We start from the raw sequence: 21,738 nt of genomic DNA, 5'->3' as shown, positions 1-21,738 counted from the left end.
GGGGGCTTGCGCCGCAGGCCCGCCCGCCCTCCCGGGTGCGTCGGCTTCAGCGGCCCTCGTGGGTGAGGGCGTAGTGGTGGAGGCGCTCGTCGGAGGAGACCCGGGCCAGGCCCGCCTTCTCCAGGACCCGCTGCGAGGCGAGGTTGTCGTGGTCGGTGTCGGCGATCGCCCGCCGGACCCGGCCCGTGGCGAACCCCCGCTGCAGCAGGGCCCGCAGCGCCTCCGTGGCGTAGCCGCGGCCCTCCACCTCGGGCGCGACGCCGTAGCCGAGGCCCACGGTGCCCTCCTCGTCCGGCGGGCCGAAGAACCCGATGCCGCCGATCACCAGGTCGTTGCCGAGCAGCACGATCTGCAGCGGGCCGAACAGCGGCTCGCCGTCCGGTGCCGCGAGGTACATCCGCGCCACGTCGCGGTCGTCCTCCCGCGGGAACCCGGGGCTCCAGTCGCCCGCCCGCTCGGTGCCGGCGGCCACCCGCCCGGCCTCCTCGGGGGTGTAGGGGCGCAGTCGCAGCCGGGCCGCGTCGATGCTGAACGAGGTCATATCCACTCCGTACCAGGGTCGTCGGCGCCCCGCCGGTGCCGGCCGGGGCGAACGGGTACGACAGTAGGCGCGGGGCCGCCGTCCGCGAATCGGTCATCATGACCCAACGCGACCGGCGGGCCGTACGTCATCGCGGGTGGCCGCGCTCGCAGGTCGCGGTGGACGGGGGCGTTCGGACGTGTACGGCCGCGCCGCTAGACTCGCCGGATGCTCTACGGTCGGGCCGCGGAATCCGGCCAGCTCAGAAGCCTTCTCCTGCGCGCGGTGGAGGGTACCAGCGGGGCGCTGGTGATCCACGGCGAGGCCGGTATCGGCAAGACGGCGCTGCTGGACGAGTTGGCGGGCGACCCGGGAGCGGCCCGGGTGCTGCGCACCACCGGCATCGAGGCGGAGAGCGAACTCCCCTTCGCCGCCCTGCACCTGCTGCTGCGTCCCGCGCTGGACCGGCTCGCCCGGCTGCCGGAGCCTCAGGCCGCCGCGCTGCGGGCGGCGTTCGGGCTGGCCGCGCCGGCCGGGCAGGACCGTTTCCTGACCGGACTCGCCGTTCTGACGCTGCTGTCGGAGTACGCGGGCGAGGACCCGGTGCTCTGCCTGGTCGACGACGCCCAGTGGGTGGACCAGGCGTCGCTGGACGCGCTGACCTTCGCCGCCCGCCGGCTGGACGCGGAGGGCGTGGTGATGCTCTTCGCGATGCGCGAGCCGCGTCCGCTCGGCCTGCCGGAACTGCGGCTCGACGCCCTGGACGGGGCCGCCGTGACCGCGCTGCTCGACGGGCACACGGGTGCCGGTCTGCCCCCGCACGTACGGGACCGGGTCGCGGCCGAGGCGGGCGGCAACCCGCTGGCGCTGATCGAGCTGCCCCGGTCGCTCAGCGAGGAGCAGCGCGCCGGGCTGCTCGGCCCGCTGCCGGCCGGGCCCGGTGACCCCACGCCCTCCGCCCGGGTGCGGGCCGCCTTCGGTGCCCGGATCGAGCTGCTGCCGGAGCGGACCCGGGCGGCGCTGCTGGTCGCCGCCGCCGACGACACGGGTGAGCTGGCGGTCGTGCTGCGCGCGGCGCAGGCCCCCACCTCCGACGCCGCCGCCCTCGGTACCGCCGTCCTCGACCCCGCCGTCCTGGAGGCCGCCGAGACCGCGGGGCTGATACGCCTGGACGGCAGCTCCCTGACGTTCCGCCACCCGCTGGTGCGCGCGGCCGCGTACCGCAGTGCCCCGCTCGTCCGCAGGATCGCCGCCCACCGGGCCCTGGCGGACACCCTGGCCGGCCCGGGGCACGCCGACCGCCGGACCTGGCACCGCGCGGCGGCCGCCACCGGCCCGGACGAGGCGGTGGCCCGGGAGCTCGACCTCGCCGCCGAACGCGCCACCGGCCGGCAGGGCATGGCGAGCGCCTCGGCCGCCCATGAGCGCGCCGCCCAGCTGAGCCCGGAGCCGGCCGCCCGCCGGCGCCGTCTGGTCGCCGCGGCCCAGGCGGCCGCGGACGCCGGCCAGTTCCAGCGGGTCGCCGCGCTGCTGCGCCGCGGCGAGGACTCCGGCGCGCTGGCCCCCGGGGCCGGCGGGCCGGGCGGCGGGATCGCCGAACTGGCCCGGGTGCGGGCCGCGTTGGAGCTCAACGCGGGCTCGGCGGAGCGGGCCGTCGAGGTCCTGCTCGCGGCGGACGGCGATGCCCTGCTCGCGGCGGACGGCGCCGGTCACGCGATCCTCGTCGAGGCGTTCCACGCCGCCCAGTCCGCGGGCGACCCGGCCCTGATCGGACGCGTCCGCGCCCGGATCCCGGCCGCCACCCCGCCCGACGGTGACTCCGGCACCCTCACCGCCCTGACCACCCTGACCGCCCTGACCGCCCTGTACGGCGACGAGCCCGTCGCGGCGGACCGCTTCGAACGGGCGGCGCGCGATCCCGGTGCGCTGTTCAGCGAGCGCTTCCTGGCCGCCCACGCCGTGCTCACCCTCGGCGAGCACGCGCTCGCCCGTGAGCTCGCCGAACTGCTGCTCGCCCACTGCCGCTCCCACGGCCTGCTCGGCTGGCAGGCGACCTGCCTGCACCTGCTCGCCGAGTCCCACCTCGCGCTCGGCGCGCTCGAACCGGCGGCCGCCGCCGCCGCGGAGGGCCTGCGGATCGCCGTCTACGCGGACCTGGACCACCGCGCGTGCTACCTGCGCGCGACCCTCGCCGCCTGCGCGGCCGTCGACGGCGACGAGGAGCGCTGCCGCGAACTGGCCGAGGCCTCGCTCGACCACGCGCGACGGCACGACCTCGGCGCGGCCGCCGCCCACGCGCACCGTTCCCTCGCCCTCGCCCACCTGGGCGCCGGCGAGTCGGCCGCGGCCCTCGACCGGCTCGACCGGGCCGACCGGCACCCGGACGGGCCGGCCGTACTGCCCGCCTTCCTGCTGCCCGACCTGGTCGAGGCCGCCGCCCGTACCGGCGCGGCCCGACCCGGCACCGTCGAACGCGTCGAGCGGTGGGCCGGCCTGGCCGGCGGCCCCGCCGCCCTCGCCCTGGCGGCCCGTTGCCGGGCCCTGACCGGTCCGGACGAGCACGCCGAGGAGCGTTTCGAGGCCGCCGTCGCCCACGGCGAGCGCGCCGGCGGCGGCCTCGAACTCGCCCGGACCCGGCTGCTGTACGGGGAGTGGCTGCGCCGCCGCCGTCGCCGGTCCGACGCCCGGCGGGTGCTGCGGGAGGCCCTGGAGGCCTTCGAGAGGATCGGGGCGCGCCCGTGGGCGGAGCGCGCCCGCGCCGAACTGCGCGGCACCGGCGAGGTGATCGACGCGACCAGCGCCACCGGCACCCCGCTGGGCCGGCTCACCCCGCAGGAGCGCGAGGTGGTCCGGCTGGCCGCGGCCGGTCACAGCAACCGGGAGATCGCCGCGCAGCTCTTCCTCAGCCCCCGCACGATCGGGCACCACCTGTACCGGGCGTTCCCCAAGCTCGGCGTCACCTCCCGCGACCAGCTCGCCGGGGCGCTCGCCCCCTGACGCCACCCGCTTCCCCGTCCGGGAACGGCGAGGGCCCACCCGGGAACGGCGAGGGCCCGGGCACTCGCGAGGAGTGCCCGGGCCCGTACCGGAGGGGTTTCCGGAGTGGCTCGAAGGGGTTCCGCTCAGGAGGCGCTGCGCACCGGGGCGTCGGCACCGACCGGAGTGACCTCGACCAGGCCGGTCTCGCCGAAGGTGAGCTTGCAGGTGTCGGCCCGGTAGGTGGAGACCGCGACGGCCACCAGGCGGCCGGCGGACGCGTACTGGGTGGTCATCACCAGGACGGGCGAGCCCGGGGGGCGCTCCAGCAGGGCGGCCTCGGCGGCCTCGGCGACGCCCAGCTCGACCGAGCGGGACTCGCCGTCGACCTCCAGGCGCTCCAGCTGGCGCAGCACCGAGCGGGCGCGGTCGCTCTCGGCGCGGAAGCCCGGCAGGTGCGGCAGCGCGGAGGCGGGCACGTGCAGGGACTCGGTGGCCATGTTGACGCCCTGGACCATCCGCACCCGGCGGACGGTGTGCACGGTCGCGCCCTCGCCGACGCCCAGGGTACGGGCCAGCTGCGGGGTGGCGGGGGCGGTGGTGCAGTCCACGGTGCGCCAGGACTGGCTGCGGGCGGTGCCCGGCCAGCCCTCGTCGTGGCGGCTGACGGGCACGCCGACCCGGGGGGCGGCGATCAGGGTGCCGATGCCGCGGCGGCGGACCAGCCGGCCCTCCAGCTCCAGCTGGTCGAGGGCCTGGCGCAGGGTCGCCCGGGCGACGCCGAAGCGGGCGGAGAGCTCACGCTCGTTGGGGAGCACCTGACCGGTGGAGAACTCCGTGTCGATGGCGCGGAGCAGCACCGTGCGCAGGTGCCAGTACTTCGGCTCCGGTACGGCCGTGAGTTGTCCTGTCGTCCCCACCGTGTCCTCCACCCTGAATCGTCCGCCGTGCCGAAAGGAGGGCGGAGCCGACCCGCTGTCCGCTGTTGCGGCAGGTGGGAGAGCGGACTTTATCCGTCCTTCTTTATTAAAGGTCCTTGCAGTAAGTGACCCTAGGGGCTCTATCGGGAGATGGTCAAGACCAATGACACGGGTTCCCGGCGATCCCCGGGGATTCATGTCACGTTCACGACAGTCCATACCCCGGACACGCCGCCGCGTCGCACCCGGGCACGCCACCCGGCCTCGGTAGGCTGCCCGGGTGATCGTGGTGACGAGTGTGAACGTGAACGGAATCCGGGCCGCCGCCAAGAAGGGCTTCCTGGAGTGGCTGGCCGCCACCGAGGCGGACGTCATCTGCCTCCAGGAGGTCCGTTCGGAGCCCGCCCAGCTGCCCGTGGAGCTGCGCGACCTCGACGGCTGGCACACCCTGTGGGCCCCGGCCGCCACCAAGGGCCGGGCCGGCGTCGCCGTCCTCTCCCGGCAGGAACCCTCGCGTTCGGCGATCGGATTCGGCTCCGAGGAATTCGACAATTCGGGCAGATATGCCGAAATCGACCTTCCCGGACTCACCGTCGCCAGCCTTTACCTCCCTTCCGGCGAAGTCGGCACCGAACGCCAGGAGGAGAAGGAACGCTTCATGGCCGAGTTCCTGGTCCACCTCCGCGAACTCCGTGCGCGCGCCGCCGCCGACGGCCGCGAGGTCGTGGTCTGCGGCGACTGGAACATCGCCCACCGCCCCGAGGACCTCAAGAACTGGAAGGCCAACCAGAAGGCCGCCGGCTTCCTCCCCGAGGAGCGTGCCTGGCTCACCGAGCTCTACGACGAGGCCGGCTACGTCGACGTCGTCCGCGCCCTCCACCCCGACCGCACCGGCCCCTACACCTGGTGGTCCTACCGCGGCCGCGCCTTCGACAACGACTCGGGCTGGAGGATTGACCTAAGTGTTTGTACAAAAGTCCTGGCCGACAGGGCTGTCGAGGCCTACGTCGAACGCGCCGCATCCCACGCCGAGCGCTGGAGCGACCACGCACCGGTGACCGTGGTATTCGACCACCAGTTCTGACAGCTCTCCACGGCGGGGCTCCTCAGGAGCTGGGAGCTCCGCCCAGACGTCTCGACCGTCACGGCCTTGGCGAAGGAAGGCCTCTGGGCGCGCCTACGGGATCAACCTACTGGGGTCTGTCCATTGAACGGCTCTGTTCCGTAATCGGTGGTGACGGAGGGTGTGGTCAGCTCAGGAGGATGCGGTTTCGGCAGCCACCCCAAGGAAGGCATCCAACGGGAACGGTCACACGGTTACGGAGCGGGCCAGTGCAGCCCGTCGCGCCACTGTGGAGCAGTCAGAAGGAGCCGTTTGCCGACTGTCTCTTGGGCAAGCCGGCACCCTCGGGTAAGGAGCGCGGCGGATTGGCTCGCATGTGGCTCGCCGAGCCAACTGGCCAATTCCGTGGCCTTGTCCTGGGAGAGCCGTGATTGTCCGGGTTGCGGCACACCTTCCTGAAGGAGTAATTGGTAAAGCCCTGTTGCTGGCCGAACTGGGGGCAGTTCATCTCGCGCGGCGGTCGCGCTCGCGCTGGTCGGGATGCGTAGTCCGTCCGCATCGATGTCACCAAAGTAGGCGACGTGCCTCACCTCGGTCAGGTCGGCGATCGAGGCCACCGAGGCCTCGAAGGCCGCGCCTGCTCCCCATGCGATCCATCCCACCTCGCAAGGTGCGTCAGTCAGCACCCGGCTCAGCGTGTCGAAGGTGTCCGCGTTCTCCACAACCAGCATGACCGGGCCGTCTCCAACGCGGCGGGTCGACAGCGGTGGACGGGACCGGAATGTGCGTAGCAGAGTCAGACTGAGTCGATCTGGGGCGAACAGCGACGTACCTAGCAGTGTGTCAAGGCGTTTCTCGTATCCGAACACTTCGAGGGAGCGTTCCCGCAGCGGCGCGTTGTCGTCGTCGCCGCCGCGGTCGCGTAGCCAGACGTTTACCGCTCGCAACACCTCGACTTGTCCGAGTGTCAGCCTCGCTGTGGTAGCCCAGGCGAGTTCCGGACGCCAGGCGATGGTGCGTGCCAGTACTGCGGCCGTCGGCGACGGTTGCGCGCTCGGCAGGGTGAGCCTGGTCGGCAGCGCTGGCGTCGCTGAGGTGTCGCGGGTTCGCGAGCAAGTGATCAAACGGGCCGCGGTGAGCGCCTCGAGAGTGGTGGCGAGTTCGGCACGTCGGGTTGGGCGCATGGCTGAAGCGGGGTCGGCTGTTGCGTACAGATCCCACACCTCGGCGAGGGTAACGGTGCGTCGTGGCCACTCCTCCAGCGCAGCTGCAAGCCGAACTGCTCTGGCAGGTAGTGGGTCTGAATGGTCGGTTCCGGCGATCACGCTGCTCATTCTGTGGTCGCCATCCGGCGGTAGACCCGGGCGGCTGTGATGGTTCCTGGTGCTGATGTCGGGCTGCCGACGTCGGGGGCGTCAAAGGGGTCTGGCAGTTGAGCACGGACGATCTCAGCGACCCGGATGTACTTCAGTCCGGCGCGCAGGTCGGCGTCATTGCGCATGCGGATCCACAAGGGGAAGGCCGCGAGGGCCCTGTCGTCGGACAGTCCAGTCGTGTAGACGAGCTGGACGCCCAACGCGGCGGCCACGCCTTGCTGCAAGTCCAGGAGATAGGTGGCGCTCGCCTTGCCGATTGGGTTGTCGAGGAAGAGAACACCGGAGTGACGGGTCCGCATCTGGCCTCGCTCGTTGGCTCGAAGTGCCGCCATGGTGCAGTAGAGGATGATGGCGGCAGTGAGCTCTTGCCCTCCGGAGAACACGTCATTCATTTGCTCGACCGCCACCCGTTCGTCCCGCAGTACGGCGTCCGGCTTGAGCACGTCGACGGTGAATCCCTTGGGCACGGCTGCCTCGGCCGATCGCAAGAGCAGAGTCATGCCGTCACGCTTCGAGGCGCTGCCGCGGTTGCCGAGCTTCCGGTTCGCCGTGGCGGCGCCGAGTTCGTCGACGAGCTCACCGATGCGTGCAACGAGCAGGCTTGGATCTGGGTCCGCGAAGCGGACGCGGAGGAACTCCTTTCCCTCCCATTCGCCCATGCCGGAGGGCAGGCGGGACAGTCGTGATGCTGTGCGCAGCGTCTTCAGGGCGCCTTCGGTCAGTGCGGCGAGCCGGTCAACGATGAGCTTGCGGTGCTTGCTTGCGCTGTCGAGGTCCGTGTCCAGTGTGGCGAGGCGTTGCGCGAGCTGGTCGGCGAATTCAGCGACACGGACGCCCAGGTGCTCCCGCCCGAGGCTGATGATTGCCCGTCGGGCTGCGTTCGTCATTGCTTCGAAGCGCGGCTCGCTGGCGTAGCGGACCACCGCGTCAATGAGGCTGTGGAGCTCTCGTGTGGCAGCTGCCTCTGCGGCACGTGCATCGCGTAGGGAGCTCCTGAGGTGTTGGGCTTGCTCTCGTGCGGTCTCCACAGACTTGTCGTAGGGCGCGACCGTGTCGGTGGCCTTCTCTGTCGTAGCGGCTTGGCGTGTCGGGTGGGCTGCGCTGTCGTCGAGGCCGGCCTCGAGGGCGACGAGCGATTCCCGGAAGTCTCGGGCAGAATCTCCGGCTTTCTGCGCCTTGTCATGCAGGTCAGCGGTGTGCCGCACTGCATTGTCGAGGGCCTCCTGCGCGTCACGTTGCTGGGCCTGCGCTTCCTCCAGTAGCTGATAGCCGTGCTGCACCGTGGTGGGCCGGCGCTCATCTGGTAGGACGATCCATACGTTGCGGTCTCGGTCAGCGGGGCTCGCTTGGCTTAGCTCACTGGTCAGTTGTCCGACTCGTTCGGCTGCGGTGCTGAGTACCGTCCGGAGCCGCTCCTTCTCTCGGTTGGCCCTTGCGATGGCTGCTTCCCGGCCGGCGCGGTCGGCGCCGGCTGCAGTGGCGAGCAGCTGTTCGGCTTCGGTCAGCAGGTCGGGCGGGAGGCGTTCGGCTTCGCCGCGACGGCGGGCGGCCTCGGTGGCAGCCCGTTCGGCCTCTGCGCGGAGATCGTGGCCGACCTCGACCTTGCGGTAGGCATCAGTGGCAGCGGCGTAGACCTGTCGTAGCGTCAACAGGTTCTCGCTCGGCACTGTCGAGCTCACTTCGCCACTGGAGGTGACGACTTCTTCCGCCGCAGCGAGGTACCGCGAGGCGCGGTCGCGCGAGTTTTCCGCGGCCCGAGCCGCCTCTTCCGCTTGTTCCAACGCGCGTTCCCACACCGCTTTCGCGTCAGTGGCCTTGCGGTGGGACGCCTCTGCGGTCTGCTGGTGCTCGGTGGCGCGGCGTTGCGCGATGGTGGCACGCTCTACCCGGGCGGCGAGCTGTTCGAGAGCGTTTGCCGTCTCTGCGGCTGCTCGCTCTGCGGCGCGCAGCGCGGTGGTGAGGGTCGTGCTCTCAGAGATGCGTTCCCGCAGGGTGCTGGCCTCGGTTTCCGCTGTGGCTTGCTGTTCTTTGGCGGTCTCGACGAGGGCTTCCGAGGTCGTAACCTCTTCGGCCAGTTCGGCGAGCTTGCCTGCTGGGCAAGCTCGCCGCCAGGCGGCCAGCTCGGCCACGACGTCACGGGTACGGAGCAGGGCTTTCGTCATCGGCGTGATCTGGTCACCGCGGCGAGCCATGCCCTCCCGTAGCTCGAGTCGGCGCAGCTCGGCGGCGTCCTCGTCGAACATGGCTGGGTTCGGCTCGATTACGTAGCGGCTGCTTGCTTGCTCGGTTCCGATGAGCAACGTCGCGCCAGAGTCAACGGTGATGGCGGCCGTCGGGAGCAGTCGCGCGGTCTCCAGTACGACGCGCGCCTTTGGCAGCTGAGCGGAGTCGATGAGGACGATCCCATCGGCGAGCTCGGGGTGGGTTGCCACCAGGGTGGCGCGCTCGCCTGTGGGCGCGTTCTGCGCCAGGTAGCGCCAGCCTGGATGCGCAGCGATCCCAGCTGCGTGCAGGACCTCGACGGCGGCGTCCACTTCCGCTCGGGCCGGCAGCAATCCACCGTTGCCAAGGGCGTTGAGCACCCTCTGGTCCTCGCGTTGCTCAGCGCGAAGCGCGTCCAGACGCTCCTCACGTGTGGCAATGTCGTCAGCAAGCTGGCTTGCGAGTGCGTCCGCGGAAGCGTCCAGTGTGTTTGCGTCAACCGTGGCGGCTGCGAGTGCGGCAAGGATGACATCGTCGGCGCCCAGGCGTATCGCTCGATCAGTCACGTCCTGTAGCTGTTGGGCCTTCCCGTCCCGCTGCTGCTCGAGGCGCGCCACTTCGATGGTGGTCCGGCGGGCGAGAGCGTCTGCTGACTCGAGGCTGCTGACGAGGGTGTTACTGTCCGTCTCCGCAGTCGTGAGTGCCGTGGCGAGCCTGGTGGCCTCTGCGCGCGCTGCGGCTGCTGCCGTGGGCACGTCCTCACCAGCGGACAGGAGTCCGTCGATCGTGGCTCGCTCGACCTCCCGGCCGATCTCAGCGACCTCCTCCAGGGCGGACTTCCGCCCGCTGCGAGCCCGTTCTTCAGCCACCAAGGCGTCAGTGCGGTCCTGATCTGCCCGCTTGGCATCCTTCTTGAACTGCGCGGCGGCTCTGTCCTGCGCCATGGCGTCAGTTCGAGCCTTGTCCACCTCATCGTGCAGCTTCGCCAGAAGCCCCGCGGCAGCAGCATCACGCGCGGCAAGGGCCGGCCGCGCGCCCTCTTCTGCATCAGCCAAGCGCTGGGCCAGTGCTTGTGCGTCCGCGACTGCCTGATCTCGTACCTGAACTGCCTCACATGCGGCCCAGGCAGCAAGCTCCCTGTCGACCGCAGCCTGCTCTCGCCCCGCGGTCTCGTGGTCGTCCTCGGCGAGCGCGAGCGCCAGGCTCAGTGTTTGCCTGCGGATCTCATTGACCGCGTCTCGTGCCCGGTCGCGATCGCTCTCGCGCGCACTGGCCTCCGTGGCAGCCGATGAATGCGCGGTTCCGAGCGCTTGGGCCTCGTCCTGCTCTGCGAGGCGCCGTGCAGTGACCGCGGCGACAAAGTCCCTTGCGGCGAGCTCTGTTTGCTCCAATTTCGCCCGTGCCGTGACCGTCTTGCTGTGTGCCTCACCGGCAGGCCGCAAGGCCGAAACTGCACCCTCGGTGAACTCCCTCTCCAGCAGCATGGCTGCCCGGTCGCCGATGTTGACGGTGTAGCTGTCAAAGTTCTCGGCGACGCTGACCGCGTCCGCTGGGTCCAGCACAACCATCAGCAGCCAGTCGACGAACTCCTTGCTGCTCTTAAACTGGAATGCATTCGCGGCATCGCCCTCGTCGGCGTTCATCCGTCGCTGGATGGAGAACAGGTCGGGCTCGATGCCAAGGCTGCGCAGATGATCGACCCACTCGCCCTGATTGCTGCCAAGCCAAGCCAGCTGCGTCGCCGGGTGTACGCGGTCGACTTCCTCCAGTGCTTCTTTGAAGCCGTCCATCCGAAGCCGACGTCCATCGCGGGTGAATGGCAGCGTGTCCAACTCGACGTCGGTCCCAGGGCGCAGTGACCACCAGGCTTCACCCAACTTGCTACCGTCACGGTTACTCGTCCGCCGCCACTGATACGTCTTTCCCGTGATCACCCGCTCGGCCGACTTCACGTGCATCCACTCCAGAACGACGTGCCCAGCCTCCTCGCCGACGACGAACTTCTCGAGCACATCGGACGAACCCCCCAGCGTGTTGCGCTTGCCAGGCAGCATCACTGAGAACACCAGCTTCAGTAGAACGCTCTTGCCCCCACCGTTCTCAAGCATCAGCAGGCTGTAGGGACTCGGCCGGCGCGGCGGCGCCTCGAACAGGCTTCCGCTGCCGATCGGCGCTCCCACTCCGGACAGGTCCAGCACGACGTCACCGAAGCGCGCTCCTCGCGGTCCCATGCCGAACAGTCGGACCCGGTTCAGCTCGTACACAGCGCCCTCTCACAGCCTCGTTACGTCTTCAGGAGCCCACTCGACAGCCAAGCTTCCTGTTCCGTCGGTGACTTCAGTGATACCCAGTTCCAGCAACTCACCGAACATGACCGCGCCAGCCTCCCGCACTTGTGCCCGATAGCGCGGAGTGGTCCGGTAGGTGCCTCCACGGTCATCTCCGGTGCGGACCAGAAGGCCTTGATCTGCCAGAAAGGTGAGCGCCTTTCCGACGATGCCGGTCGTCGAGCTGTACAGCTTGCGCCTGTCTCCGGTTGCCCCGGTACGGGCCCGGCGCACGTAGACTCGCCACACCGCCTCCAGCCCTGGGCGGCCACTGGAGGGGTCGGTGTTCTCGCCCTCTTCAACTGCTTTCTCCGCGAGCCGGTTCGCCGCCTCGCGCACGAATGCTTCGACGCCTTCGACCGTGACTCGTCCCAGGTATGAATCGTCGGCAAGGTCGGCTGGACGAGGGAAGGCCAGCGTAGCGGCGCCCAAGTGCGCCAGTGCGTGCAGGACTCGCTCATGTGCCTTGCCCTCGCCACCGGTTCGGCGCGCATATTCGCCCATCCGGACAGCAAAGACGCTGTCGTCCAGCGACGCGGCCACGATCCCAGTGCGCTCGGTCACTTCAAGAATGACCAGACCCAGTCCGTTGGCGGCAGCAGCCGTCACGGCCGCGAACTCGTCGTCAGTACGGAATCGCTGCACGAGTCGCCGGTACTCTTCGTCCCGCGATGGAACCATCTTGGGCCGCAAGCCAAACGCTAAGAGACGGTTGGCGTCAGCGGTCGTCTCAGTACTACTCATGCCGCACCCCTTTCACGCATCGAGGGGAGGGAGAGTCTCGGATCGTCTGCCCGGGCTCCGCCCATGTGAGAGTGCTCCTCCAGATCCCGGGGCGGTCCCAGGACGGCTCGAGCGACGAGTAGGTCAGTGCCTGCGAACTCGTCGTCCTCCAAGACCGTGCCGTCGTCGACAGCAATGAGGACCGATTCTGCGCCGTGCCGCCTCGCTGGGCCGATCTCCTGCGCCGCGAGCGCCAGCACCCGAACTACCAGGAGGAGCGGCAGTTCTGGGTGCAGTTCTCGGGCCTCCTCCAGCAGGCCGGACAGACGCCGCGGCGCCTCCGGGTCCAGGTCCAGGATTCCCTCCAGATGGTCATAGCACTCATCCGGAAAGGCCGGAGGCTCCGGCTCGTCGGACAGTTCCGGCTCCTCGATCTCCCCGCCCAGCAGTTCCCGCTCGATCGGTGGTGTCACCAATGCGGTGAAGAGGTCGACCAGGCGTAGCGCCAGCGGTATCGTCAGGCCGGCCTCGCGGGTGAAGAACGTGCTCAACACGCCGTCGGCATCGTGTACCGGCAATGCCAGGACAGGCTGGAGCAACTGGGCGTGCAGATCGATGTCAGCCCGTGTGGACTGCGGCGCGAACGTCTGGCGGTCCTGCTCTGCTCGGAACCGCCGCCCAGCGTTCTGCAGTCCGGCCTGGAGTTGCTCATGGCGTCGGAGGCAGTCACGCACAATCTCTACCAGCGCTGCGGCTTGCTGCTTTCGCAGGGGAGTTTCAGCAGTGTCGCGCACATCTGTGATGTTCACCAAGACGGCGTTCTCGGCTTTGTATCGCGCCTCGATGTGTTCCAGTGCCTCTGCGATGAAGTCCGGCATGCTGGCCAGCCAGTCCACAGAGCGGACGTCGCGGCTGGTTGCCTCGAGCCGCTGGCGCAGCATCTCGCCGTACTGGATCGTGCGATAGCGAGCGGCCTGCGCAGCAGCCTGCGCGTCGGACAGCCGACCGCGGCGAATCAACGTTTCCAGGCGTATGTCCGCCGCAATCTGCGCGGACTCGATGTCGATCTCGAGCGCGCCGACGAGGACGTTGACTGCCTCGTTTGAGGCCCGCAAGTAGATGTCACCGTCTGCCCCCGGGACCTCCTCCAGCAGCTTGAAGTCGAAGTCTCGACGTTCGTAGTGGCCATCCGCTCCGGTCAGGCCGTAGACGGCACGAAAGCCACGGTCGGCCGAGCCGACATTGATCAGGTTCTCAAGCACCCATCGAGCGACCCGCGCGTGTTCGCCCGTCGGGCGCTCCGGGACCTGCCTGGCCGCGAATGTCGACAAGTCTGCAACGACGCGCTCCGGGGAAGCGCCAGCATCGAAGTCCATCGCGAGGGTTACAAGATCGATCGCGTGCAGAGCCAGCTCGCTCATCTGATAGACCGTAAAGTCAGCAGCCTGAACTGCCGACTTCCGCCCATCGAGATCATGTAGAGGTGCAGTGCACGCCAACGCCTTCATGCGGTGCGCGAACCCATTATCCAAGAGCGCCTGTCCAGCAGCCACGCTCAGACGGTAGCCCCTGGCACCAACAAGCTGCCGGTCGTTCGGCGAATCCCGGACCTGAAACAGGCATCCCGTGGCTAGAAAAGGGCGCCCACGCCTCGCCAGCGGAAGCCCGCGCGGGTCCGCTCCGGGATCGTGACCGGTGCCGCAGAAGGCTCACCCCTCGCCTTGGGGGGCGATGTCGTCCCACGTCCAGGGAGCCGCGGGCAGTCCGTCGGTCTCGCGGCCGTAGACCGACCAACTGTTGGGGGGCGCGAGGCCTGCGTTCGAAGCCCGGCGTTCGAGGACGTCCGCGGCAGCGTCGGTCCCCAAATACCTCAGGGTCTCGTGCAGTGACTTCACGGTCGACCACTCTTCGTGGTGGTGATTGACGTTGAGCTCGGCCTGGTGTGCCGGGTCGCGCCGAAGCAGGTCCTGGACTGCTTCGTCCGCGTCGAGATCATCCATTTCGTCGAGCAGGCTCGCGGTGCCGAACGCCCAGCGCAGGTCGGATTGCCGGGCGGCACGGCGGGCCAGTGCATGGGCGGCCGGCTCAGCGCCGATCTCACGCATCACGCTCAAGGCCTCGGCTACAGGAAAGGCCTCTGTCGGGTCCAGTCGTTCGCAGGCCCGGTTGGCGAGCGTGTGGGCCGCGTCCGTGTGCCCGAGCGCATCGAGGACTCTCATCAGCTCGGAGACGCGCTCGACGGCATCGGGCCCGTCGAGTTCGACGTGGTCGGCCGGCCCTCGGGCCAGCAGGATGTGCAAAGCGTCCTGGGCGTCGAGGTCCCACAACATGGTGGGCAGGTAGGCAGCCTCCGGGTCGGAGAGGTCCGCGTGGGCGGCCACGTGGAGGGCGACCCTGTCGATGGTCTGCTTCGAGCCGATGTTCTTCAGGTTCAACAGCTGGTAGAAGGGGCCGTTCGTCTGCAGGACGCCGACGACTCTGTCGACCAAGGCGTCGTGAGCGCGCTCTGCGCCGACCTCGCGCAGCGTCGCCGAGACGCAGCTGACCTCGTCCGGGTCTTCGAGGTCGGCGTCAGCGACCATCCGTCGTGCCAGGGTGTCGACGTCCGCCATCGCCCCGGCCCGCTTCAACGTCCTCAGCAGGTCGTCGACCTCGTAGGGGTCGTCGCTTGCGGCGAGGTCGACGTGCGCGGCGGGAGAGCGCGCCAGGAGGACGTCCAACCCGGGCTTCGAGGGGGTTTCGCACAGTTCGGAGAGGAGGCGGGTGACGGCGACGACGTCGTTGATGTCGACCTCTTCGGCCGAGCGCCGGGCCAGTATGGCCAGGGCCGGCTCCGCCCCGACCTTTCGGAGGACCGTCCACAGGCCTTCCACGGAAGCCGGATCGCCTAGGTCTGCGCGAGTGACCGGATCACGGCCAAGCAGTGCCGCGAGCTGCTGGACCGCCCCCATGGCGTAGAGCACGTCCAGGAGGGCGACCAGAGCGGGGGTGTCCGTGATGTCGACATGTCCGCCTGGATCGCGTGCCAGCAGTTCCCTGGCGGCCCGTTCTTCGCCAGCGTCCCAGAGGTCCCGCAGCAGGTGTGGGAGGAGCGCGGGGTCGACCAGGCGCGCGTGTGCGGCAAGGCGATCGGCCAGGACGGCGGCGGCCCCATCCGCGCCGACGGTCCTCGCGGACCGCAGCAGATCACCGGCAGCCTGCAGGTCGGTGAGGTCGGCATGTGCGGCGGCGTGGTTTGCGAGCCTTTCTGCCGTCACCGCACGGCTCGCGTCCTTCAGTTCCTCGACAAGTTTCCCGAGGATCCCCGGGTCGCTGACGAGCCCGGCGTCGGTTCCGCATCGTTCGGCCAGTTCATCCATGGCGGGCCAGGCTTCGACCATCCGGAGCACCGAGACGAGCTCCGCTACTGCCTTGACGTTCCCCGTGTCGGTATGGCTGACGGCCCGGCTGGCCAGCAGGTCGAAGGCCTCCGTAGACGTCCGCCGGAGCGCGACCAGCAGCTCTCGTACGCCTCCCACGTTTTCGGTGTCCGCATGCATCGCGATCCACAGAGCGCCGCGTCGATCAGGATCGAGCGGGCCGTCGAGCCGAAGGGCCAGGGTGGCCGGCACCCGCGATCGCCCGGCCAAAACGGCCTTTCGTCCCAGCGCGATGGCCTGCTTGTACAGTCCGCGTCGCCATGCGGCCTCGAAGAGGCGGTCGAGGTCGTCGGGGTGGGTCGTGTGGGCGGCCAGGGCCGCCCAGAGCGATCGCGTACCGAGTTGCTCGACGCGTGCGGCCCGGGTGTGCTGGTCGAGGAAGTCGGCTGGCGTGAAGAGGGCGGCGGCTCCCGACCGGGCACGTAGGGCGACGAGCGGGGTAAGGGGGGCACGCACGTCGATGCGGCTGCCGTCTGCCCGTTCGCCGGTGCTCAGCGTGTGAAGGGCGCGGAGGCCCCAGTGCGGGTCGGAGCTTCGCTGTCGGGCGGTTAGGGCTCCGTCTGCCGCGTCCCTGAGCAGACCAGCGGGAAGGGGCATGTGGTGGCCAAGGCGCCGGGCGTCGAGCGCGGCGGTGACCAGTGCGTGATCCTGGTGACTGAAGGTGGCATCAGGACCTTGCAGGTATGCATCCAGAAGCTCCGGTCCGCCGCTGAGGTGCTGGACCACGAGACCATCGGCAGCTCCGGCCCTCAGCGCATGAGTCATCCTCAGGTCACCATGTCGCTGAGCAAGGTCGCTCCAGCGTTCCTGGTCTCGCTTCGACAACTCGCCCGGGACCTGGATCCGCCGAATGGATCCGCCCTTGAGAAGTGCCCTAGCCTGGCCGTGCGGGTCTCCCGGCAGACCTTGCTGAACGAGCTTCTCCCAGTGAGGTTGCCGCCACATCGTTCCAAGTGCCACGATGCCGGGCTGCTGTTCGAGGAGTACTCGCAGACGGGCCGCAGCTGCCTCTCCCTCGTCGCCGTCTAGGAAGCGCTGGGTCTCGTTGAGCCACAGCACCGCCCCGGCTGTGATCAGCCTTCTCTCCGCGATCGCGAGCAGATCGGCTGCCGTCGACGGGCGCAGGAGCGGCCTATTGGGAGCGAGGTCGCCGAGCGCCTCGTAGAGAGCACGCGTCTTGCCCGTGGAAGAACCGCCGGTCAGCATCACCAGCACCGAGGGGCCACCGTCGAGTGTCGGGGCCATCACCTGGCGCAGTACTGCGTCGTGCTCGCGAGGGAGGTAGGGGGTCAACCACGGGTAGGTCCCGACTGCTGAGACGGGAACCGCGGCTCCGTGGATCTCCAGAGCGGAGGGTTGGAGCTGTTCCACCGTTGCACCCTGAAACGCCGGCGACGGATCATCCTGCGTGGAGGTCGAGCCCTGAAGCTGGTCGCGCCGCCCCTGCACCTGTTCGTCACGGGCGCGTTCCAGGTGGTCGCGCCAGTTGCGCTCGTTCCACGGCTCACCGGCCCACTGTGACCACACGGAGATCAGCGCCAGCACCTGATCGTCCGTGCCGGACTGGGGAACGTTGAAGCCGTCGGACGTCTTCGGTGCCCAGTCGCTGATCCGCTTGCCTGAGAACCGTTCGGCGCCCGGCCTGCGCGAGCGTCGCACGCAACTCTGCGCATCGGTCTGGGTGCCCTGTTCCCCCGCCGCGCGTCGGGCCGATTCCGCCCGCTCGCGCAGCCCCCTCAACCGGTCGTACAACTGCTGGCGCTGCGATCCCACGACAGCTGGCCCCCTTTCCAAAACCCCGCCCGCCCGGCTCGTTCCCGCCCGGAACGGGCGGGAACGCACCCGTCTAACCTGCTCGCTGACCAGCAGCGTAGTACGCGGTCACACCCGTTCCGCCCGGAACCATCCGGACATCCACCCGATCGACGGCACTGTTGACCCCACGCCGGGCCCGGCAAGTCATCTCCGTACGTTGTCAGAGGAGTTCCGCCGTGGATGATCACCGCCGACCGCCCCAAGCCCGTACCCGCGCCCGGGCCCGGGCCCACCCCTTCCACCGCCCGTCAGCATGGAGCGAAGCCGTACGCCGCGCCGTCCTCAGCCTGGCTGGCTCAAGCGGCTCCATCGTCCTGGTAGTGGTCCAGTGGTGGACCCGTACGCACTGACTTCGTCCTCTCCCCCGACGCTGCTCCGGTCATGCGCCGTACCCGGGGATGCCCGGGCAGTGAGCGGGAGCGCCCCTGCCCGGGCATCGGCGCGGACAGATCAGCGGTCCCACCGCCACCTGCCCGTTGCGGGCCATGCTCGAACGCAAGGGGCTGGACGCCCGCTTCGCCTTGGCGGAACCCGCTCAGCCGGCCCTCGACGGCCGAGCGACGCTCGGCACGAGCATTCGTATCTTGATTGTCAGTACGGCCCATGATGATAGGACAGACTGCTGGGTCTACAAGGAGAGGAGCGCCCCGCGTGTATCTGAGCCGGGTGAGAGTCAGGGGGATGCGCGCCAGCGCCGACTCGGAGATCGACTGTGAACTGCCCGGCCGCTTCAGCGTGCTGATCGGCGCGAACGGTGCAGGGAAGACCACACTGACCGACGCACTCTACCTGGCCCACCCCAGCCGCTTCCCCTTCCTTCCGCGTATGAGTGCGACCACGCTCGGCGGTGGCGAGCGTGAGATCAATGTCGAGTACACCCTGGCCGACGACCTGACCGCCGAAGGCGCCCTCGGGCGGCAACTGCACCACATACATAACGGGTCGCCCGGTAGCGTTACACAGCGGTGGAGTTCCTCCCTGAGCCGAAGCCTCGGTACTGTCAGTGCGCAGACCAAACAGATCCAAGGACCGCTCGACAAGCTCGACCCGTTCAAACTTCTCTACCTGCCCGCCTGGCGAAACCCGCTGGACGAACTCGCGCGACGCGAAGTGCGGATACTCATCGAACTGCTGCGCGCCCAGCAGGAGCGCCTGGACGGCAGCCGGAGCCTGGTACCGCTGCGTGCCCGCGCCTCGCACCTGCTGGAGGACCTTGCCAAGGACGGCATCATCGCGGCCGTCGAGGAACGTATAGGCGCGCACCTCTCAGCGCTGTCGGCCGGCGTCAGCCACCAGTGGCCCTACGTACGCGGTCAGGTCGTCGACGACACCTACCTGGCGCGTGTTCTCGAACTCATGCTCGCCGTGATCGAGGGTCGCGGCCACGCCCGCCCGCTGGAGGTCTCCGGGCTGGGATACGTCAACCTCCTGCATATCGCCGTGACCCTGGCTGCGATCCCGGACCCGGCGAAGCGCGCCACCGGCGCCCCCAATACTGACACCGCGTCCGCCGAACCTGAGGACGCCACCGACCCGGCGGCCCAGGAGGCCGCCGCCCGCCAGGCCCGCGCCCGGCTCGTCCAGGCCAAGGCCGAGGCAGACTCCGCCGAGGACTCCTTCTTCCCCCCAGACCCCTTCCACGCCACCGTGGTCATCGAGGAGCCCGAGGCTCATCTGCATCCGCAGCTGCAGCATGCCCTGGTCCGCTACCTGCGCAATGTCACAACACAGCGGCCCGAACTGCAGATTGTGCTGTCCAGCCACGCCACCGACGTCATCACCTCCGCCCGCCCCGAGGAGATCGTCGTGCTGCGCCGGACTGCGGAGGGACGCCGGGTCTGCCGCTCCATCGCCACATTGCAGATGGTCGAGCGCGACAAGACACTGCGGATGGCCCGGCTCCACCTGGACACCAGCCGGTCCGCGGCCCTGTTTGCGGAACGCCTCGTGCTGGTCGAAGGCGTCACCGAGGTGGCGGTCCTGCGCGAGTTCGCTAAGGCGTGGGCTGGACCGGACCTGGACAAACAGGCCTTCGTCGACGCGCTGAGCATCGTCGCTATGGGCACCAAGGTCGGTCCTTGGGCCGTGCGGCTGCTGGCGACCCGCGGCGAGGAACTTTGCACCAAGCTCGCCGTCCTGCGCGACAGCGACAAGGCCTTCGACGCCACCCCCACCTCTCCGGACTGGATCAACGCGCACGACCCCGACGTCGCTGCGGCCTTCATCAGCCACCCCACTCTTGAGCCGGCCATCACCAACGGCAATGAGAAGCTGATCGCCGCAGCCCTGGACGACATCGGCATCCCCACGCCCGACCAGCTCACCCCCGAGACCGTCAACGCCCTGTTCCGCAGCGCCCGCAAAGCCAATGGCGACATCCCCGCCACCCCCGCCGGCGCCGGGGCCAAGCGCAAGGCGGAGTTCGCCCTCGCGCTCGCCCAGCAGTTGGCCGATGCCAACTCCAGCGCGACACCCCCGGCAGTCCCGGAGCACCTTCATGCAATGTTCGATTTCCTGTACCCAGCACCCCCAGCCCCGCAGGACACGCCGCCGGCTGCGGGCGACAACACTCCGCCCAAGGGCACGGACTTCGGGGGCGACATCCGGATGCCCCCGGACAACTTCTGGCAGACCCCACCGCGTGGCGGCCCCCACGAGCTGGGCGACCGCCGTGGCTGACGCGGGCGTGGACGCGCTGACCCACGAACAGCTCATCGCCGCAGGTACGCCGTTGCCGCGCATCTACATCGAAGCCGCCCCCGGCTCTGGCAAGACCACCGTGTCCGCATACCGCTTCGGCGGGCAGCGCTTCACTGTCACAGGTGACCCACGCGCCGTGGTCGCGGTCAGTTTCACTCGCTCCGCAACCTCGGAACTGCGCGCCCGGGTCCTCGCTACCTGGGGCCGAGCCGCAATCAACCCCCCGCACCGCATCGTCACCCTCGATACCATCATCTACGACCTGCTTGCCCACCTCCTACGTAGCAAGACGCTGTACTGGCCCTCGGGCCATACCGACTTAGAGGTCCTGGACACCTGGAAGGCTCACTACGTCACCCGCTACACCACCCGCGAACCGGTCGTGGAACTGGACAGCGACCACGTCGTCACCGCATACACCTACCGGCCGAGCCGTGGTAACCACCTCACTCAAGAAGACTTCGACACCGCCGTCCACCAGGGCCGGTGCACCCACGGCAACGTGCGCACCATCCTCGAACTGGCCCTTGGTATCCCGGAAGTGGCCGACCGCCTGGTCGACTACTTCGCCAAAACAACGCGAGCCCTGATTGTCGACGAGATCTTCGACGCCAACAGCCTGGACCTGGCCGTGGTCGAACTCGCCGCCCGCGCTGGCCTGCACATCACCGTCGTCGGCGACCCCTGGCAGGCGCTGTACGGTTTCCGCGGAGCGCGCCCCGACCTGGTCCCCATCCTCATCCAGACAGCCGGTCTGACCGCCCTAGAGTTGACCGCCTCTTTCCGGTGGCGCACCCCCGAGCAGGGGCGCCTAGCCACCAGGCTGCGCCAGGGTGCCTCCACCGCCGTGCCTGGCGGGGCGCTGGACGGCGTAGATGCCGTCCTCGCTCGCCAGTGGAAGCCTCTGTGGGACACCGATTCTCGCGTGCTACCCCTAGCCTTCCGCTCCGCCAGCGGCAACCCCCAGGAGGCCGCCTCCACTCTGCTGCTCAATCAACTCACCCGCAGCGCCTTCGGTGAACGCGCCACCTACGCCAGCGACGCCGCTGCCACGCTTCGACTTGACGACAGAGCGCGCGCCCGTCTGGAACCACGCTTGGACAATGTACTCTCCGCCCTCGCCAGTACCGATGACCTCCCCGCCGTGCTCAAGAGCCTCACAGCTGCGATCGCCAGCGAGTCGTTGGTGACAATGCCCCGTAGGCATCCCGACCACATCGACCGCCTCCGGCACCTCCGCGCACGCCTCTCCCACCCATCCGGGCAGCTTATCCTGGGCCTGACCACCCATCAGGCAAAGGGCCGTGAATGGGATACCGTCGCGGTGAGTCTCGACCAAAGCGACGCGCGGGCCCTACACAGCGGCCTGGACCACGACAACGAGGACCACCGCAAGCTGTACGTGGCACTCACACGGGCGCGCCATCGAACCCTCGGCGTATGACTCGCACGAGGAACCTCCCTGCTACTCACGGTCCGGCACGGGAGTCATAGCGGCAGCTTCAGCCAGCCCGTCCGCCCGCGCTGGGAACAGCCGGAATCTGCGAGGTGGATGCGAATGGCGATCTCCTCCGTGCACGTGTGGGGTCAGCCAATCGCTGCGGCGAGATACAGGCAGGCCGTGAGGATGACAATAGCGCCACTCGACATCGGGCGCTGGCCCAGTCTTCAGAGGGAGGTTCGTGAGTATTTAACCG

11 protein-coding genes are annotated in these 21,738 nt (G+C 69.3%); 4 read left to right on the top strand and 7 right to left on the bottom strand.

Annotated elements, in window-relative coordinates:
* Positions 1-46: 46 nt before the first annotated feature.
* Positions 47-541: a GNAT family N-acetyltransferase gene (locus ACWEQL_RS01510; protein WP_452148090.1), complete on the bottom strand. Its 495-nt coding sequence runs from the start codon at positions 539-541 to the stop codon at positions 47-49.
* Between the two features lie 207 nt (positions 542-748).
* Between ACWEQL_RS01510 and ACWEQL_RS01505 the strand changes: the two genes are divergently transcribed.
* Positions 749-3,517, top strand: a complete 2,769-nt coding sequence (locus ACWEQL_RS01505) for a helix-turn-helix transcriptional regulator (protein WP_452148089.1) — start codon at positions 749-751, stop codon at positions 3,515-3,517.
* A 125-nt stretch (positions 3,518-3,642) separates the two neighbouring features.
* Here ACWEQL_RS01505 and ACWEQL_RS01500 read toward each other — a convergent pair whose 3' ends face one another.
* Positions 3,643-4,416 (bottom strand): GntR family transcriptional regulator, encoded by a 774-nt coding sequence (locus tag ACWEQL_RS01500; RefSeq protein ID WP_452148088.1) that lies wholly within the window; start codon positions 4,414-4,416, stop codon positions 3,643-3,645.
* Between the two features lie 280 nt (positions 4,417-4,696).
* Here ACWEQL_RS01500 and ACWEQL_RS01495 point away from each other — a divergent pair, with 280 nt between their 5' ends.
* Entirely contained in the window at positions 4,697-5,500 is an 804-nt protein-coding gene (locus tag ACWEQL_RS01495) for an exodeoxyribonuclease III (RefSeq protein ID WP_452148087.1), read from the top strand.
* A gap of 233 nt (positions 5,501-5,733) precedes the next feature.
* Here ACWEQL_RS01495 and ACWEQL_RS01490 read toward each other — a convergent pair whose 3' ends face one another.
* The 5 genes from ACWEQL_RS01490 to ACWEQL_RS01470 form a co-directional block, all read right to left on the bottom strand.
* Positions 5,734-6,804, bottom strand: a complete 1,071-nt coding sequence (locus ACWEQL_RS01490) for a Wadjet anti-phage system protein JetD domain-containing protein (RefSeq protein WP_452148086.1) — start codon at positions 6,802-6,804, stop codon at positions 5,734-5,736.
* 5 nt (positions 6,805-6,809) lie between these two features.
* A complete protein-coding gene (locus tag ACWEQL_RS01485; RefSeq protein WP_452148085.1) occupies positions 6,810-11,321 on the bottom strand; it encodes a hypothetical protein in 4,512 nt (1,503 codons plus the stop codon).
* Positions 11,322-11,330: 9 nt separating this feature from the next.
* The gene (locus ACWEQL_RS01480; RefSeq protein WP_452148084.1) at positions 11,331-12,128 is read right to left on the bottom strand and encodes a hypothetical protein; all 798 of its coding nucleotides are present in this window, start codon (positions 12,126-12,128) and stop codon (positions 11,331-11,333) included.
* Positions 12,125-13,528: a hypothetical protein gene (locus ACWEQL_RS01475; protein WP_452148083.1), complete on the bottom strand. Its 1,404-nt coding sequence runs from the start codon at positions 13,526-13,528 to the stop codon at positions 12,125-12,127. The genes ACWEQL_RS01480 and ACWEQL_RS01475 overlap by 4 nt, the downstream gene beginning before the upstream one ends.
* 288 nt (positions 13,529-13,816) lie before the next feature.
* Positions 13,817-17,299, bottom strand: a complete 3,483-nt coding sequence (locus ACWEQL_RS01470; RefSeq protein ID WP_452148082.1) for a hypothetical protein — start codon at positions 17,297-17,299, stop codon at positions 13,817-13,819.
* A gap of 723 nt (positions 17,300-18,022) precedes the next feature.
* Here ACWEQL_RS01470 and ACWEQL_RS01465 point away from each other — a divergent pair.
* Both ACWEQL_RS01465 and ACWEQL_RS01460 read left to right on the top strand, forming a co-directional pair.
* On the top strand, positions 18,023-20,020 hold the full coding sequence (locus ACWEQL_RS01465) for an AAA family ATPase (protein WP_452148081.1): 1,998 nt from the start codon (positions 18,023-18,025) through the stop codon (positions 20,018-20,020).
* 7 nt (positions 20,021-20,027) lie between these two features.
* Positions 20,028-21,485 carry a UvrD-helicase domain-containing protein gene (locus ACWEQL_RS01460; RefSeq protein ID WP_452148080.1) on the top strand — a complete coding sequence of 486 codons (1,458 nt, stop codon included), beginning with the start codon at positions 20,028-20,030 and terminating at the stop codon, positions 21,483-21,485.
* Positions 21,486-21,738: the final 253 nt, after the last annotated feature.

It is taken from the genome of Kitasatospora sp. NPDC004240 (assembly GCF_053603215.1).
Note: the sequence above shows the minus strand (reverse complement) of the source record. Positions and strands in the feature narration are given on the sequence as shown.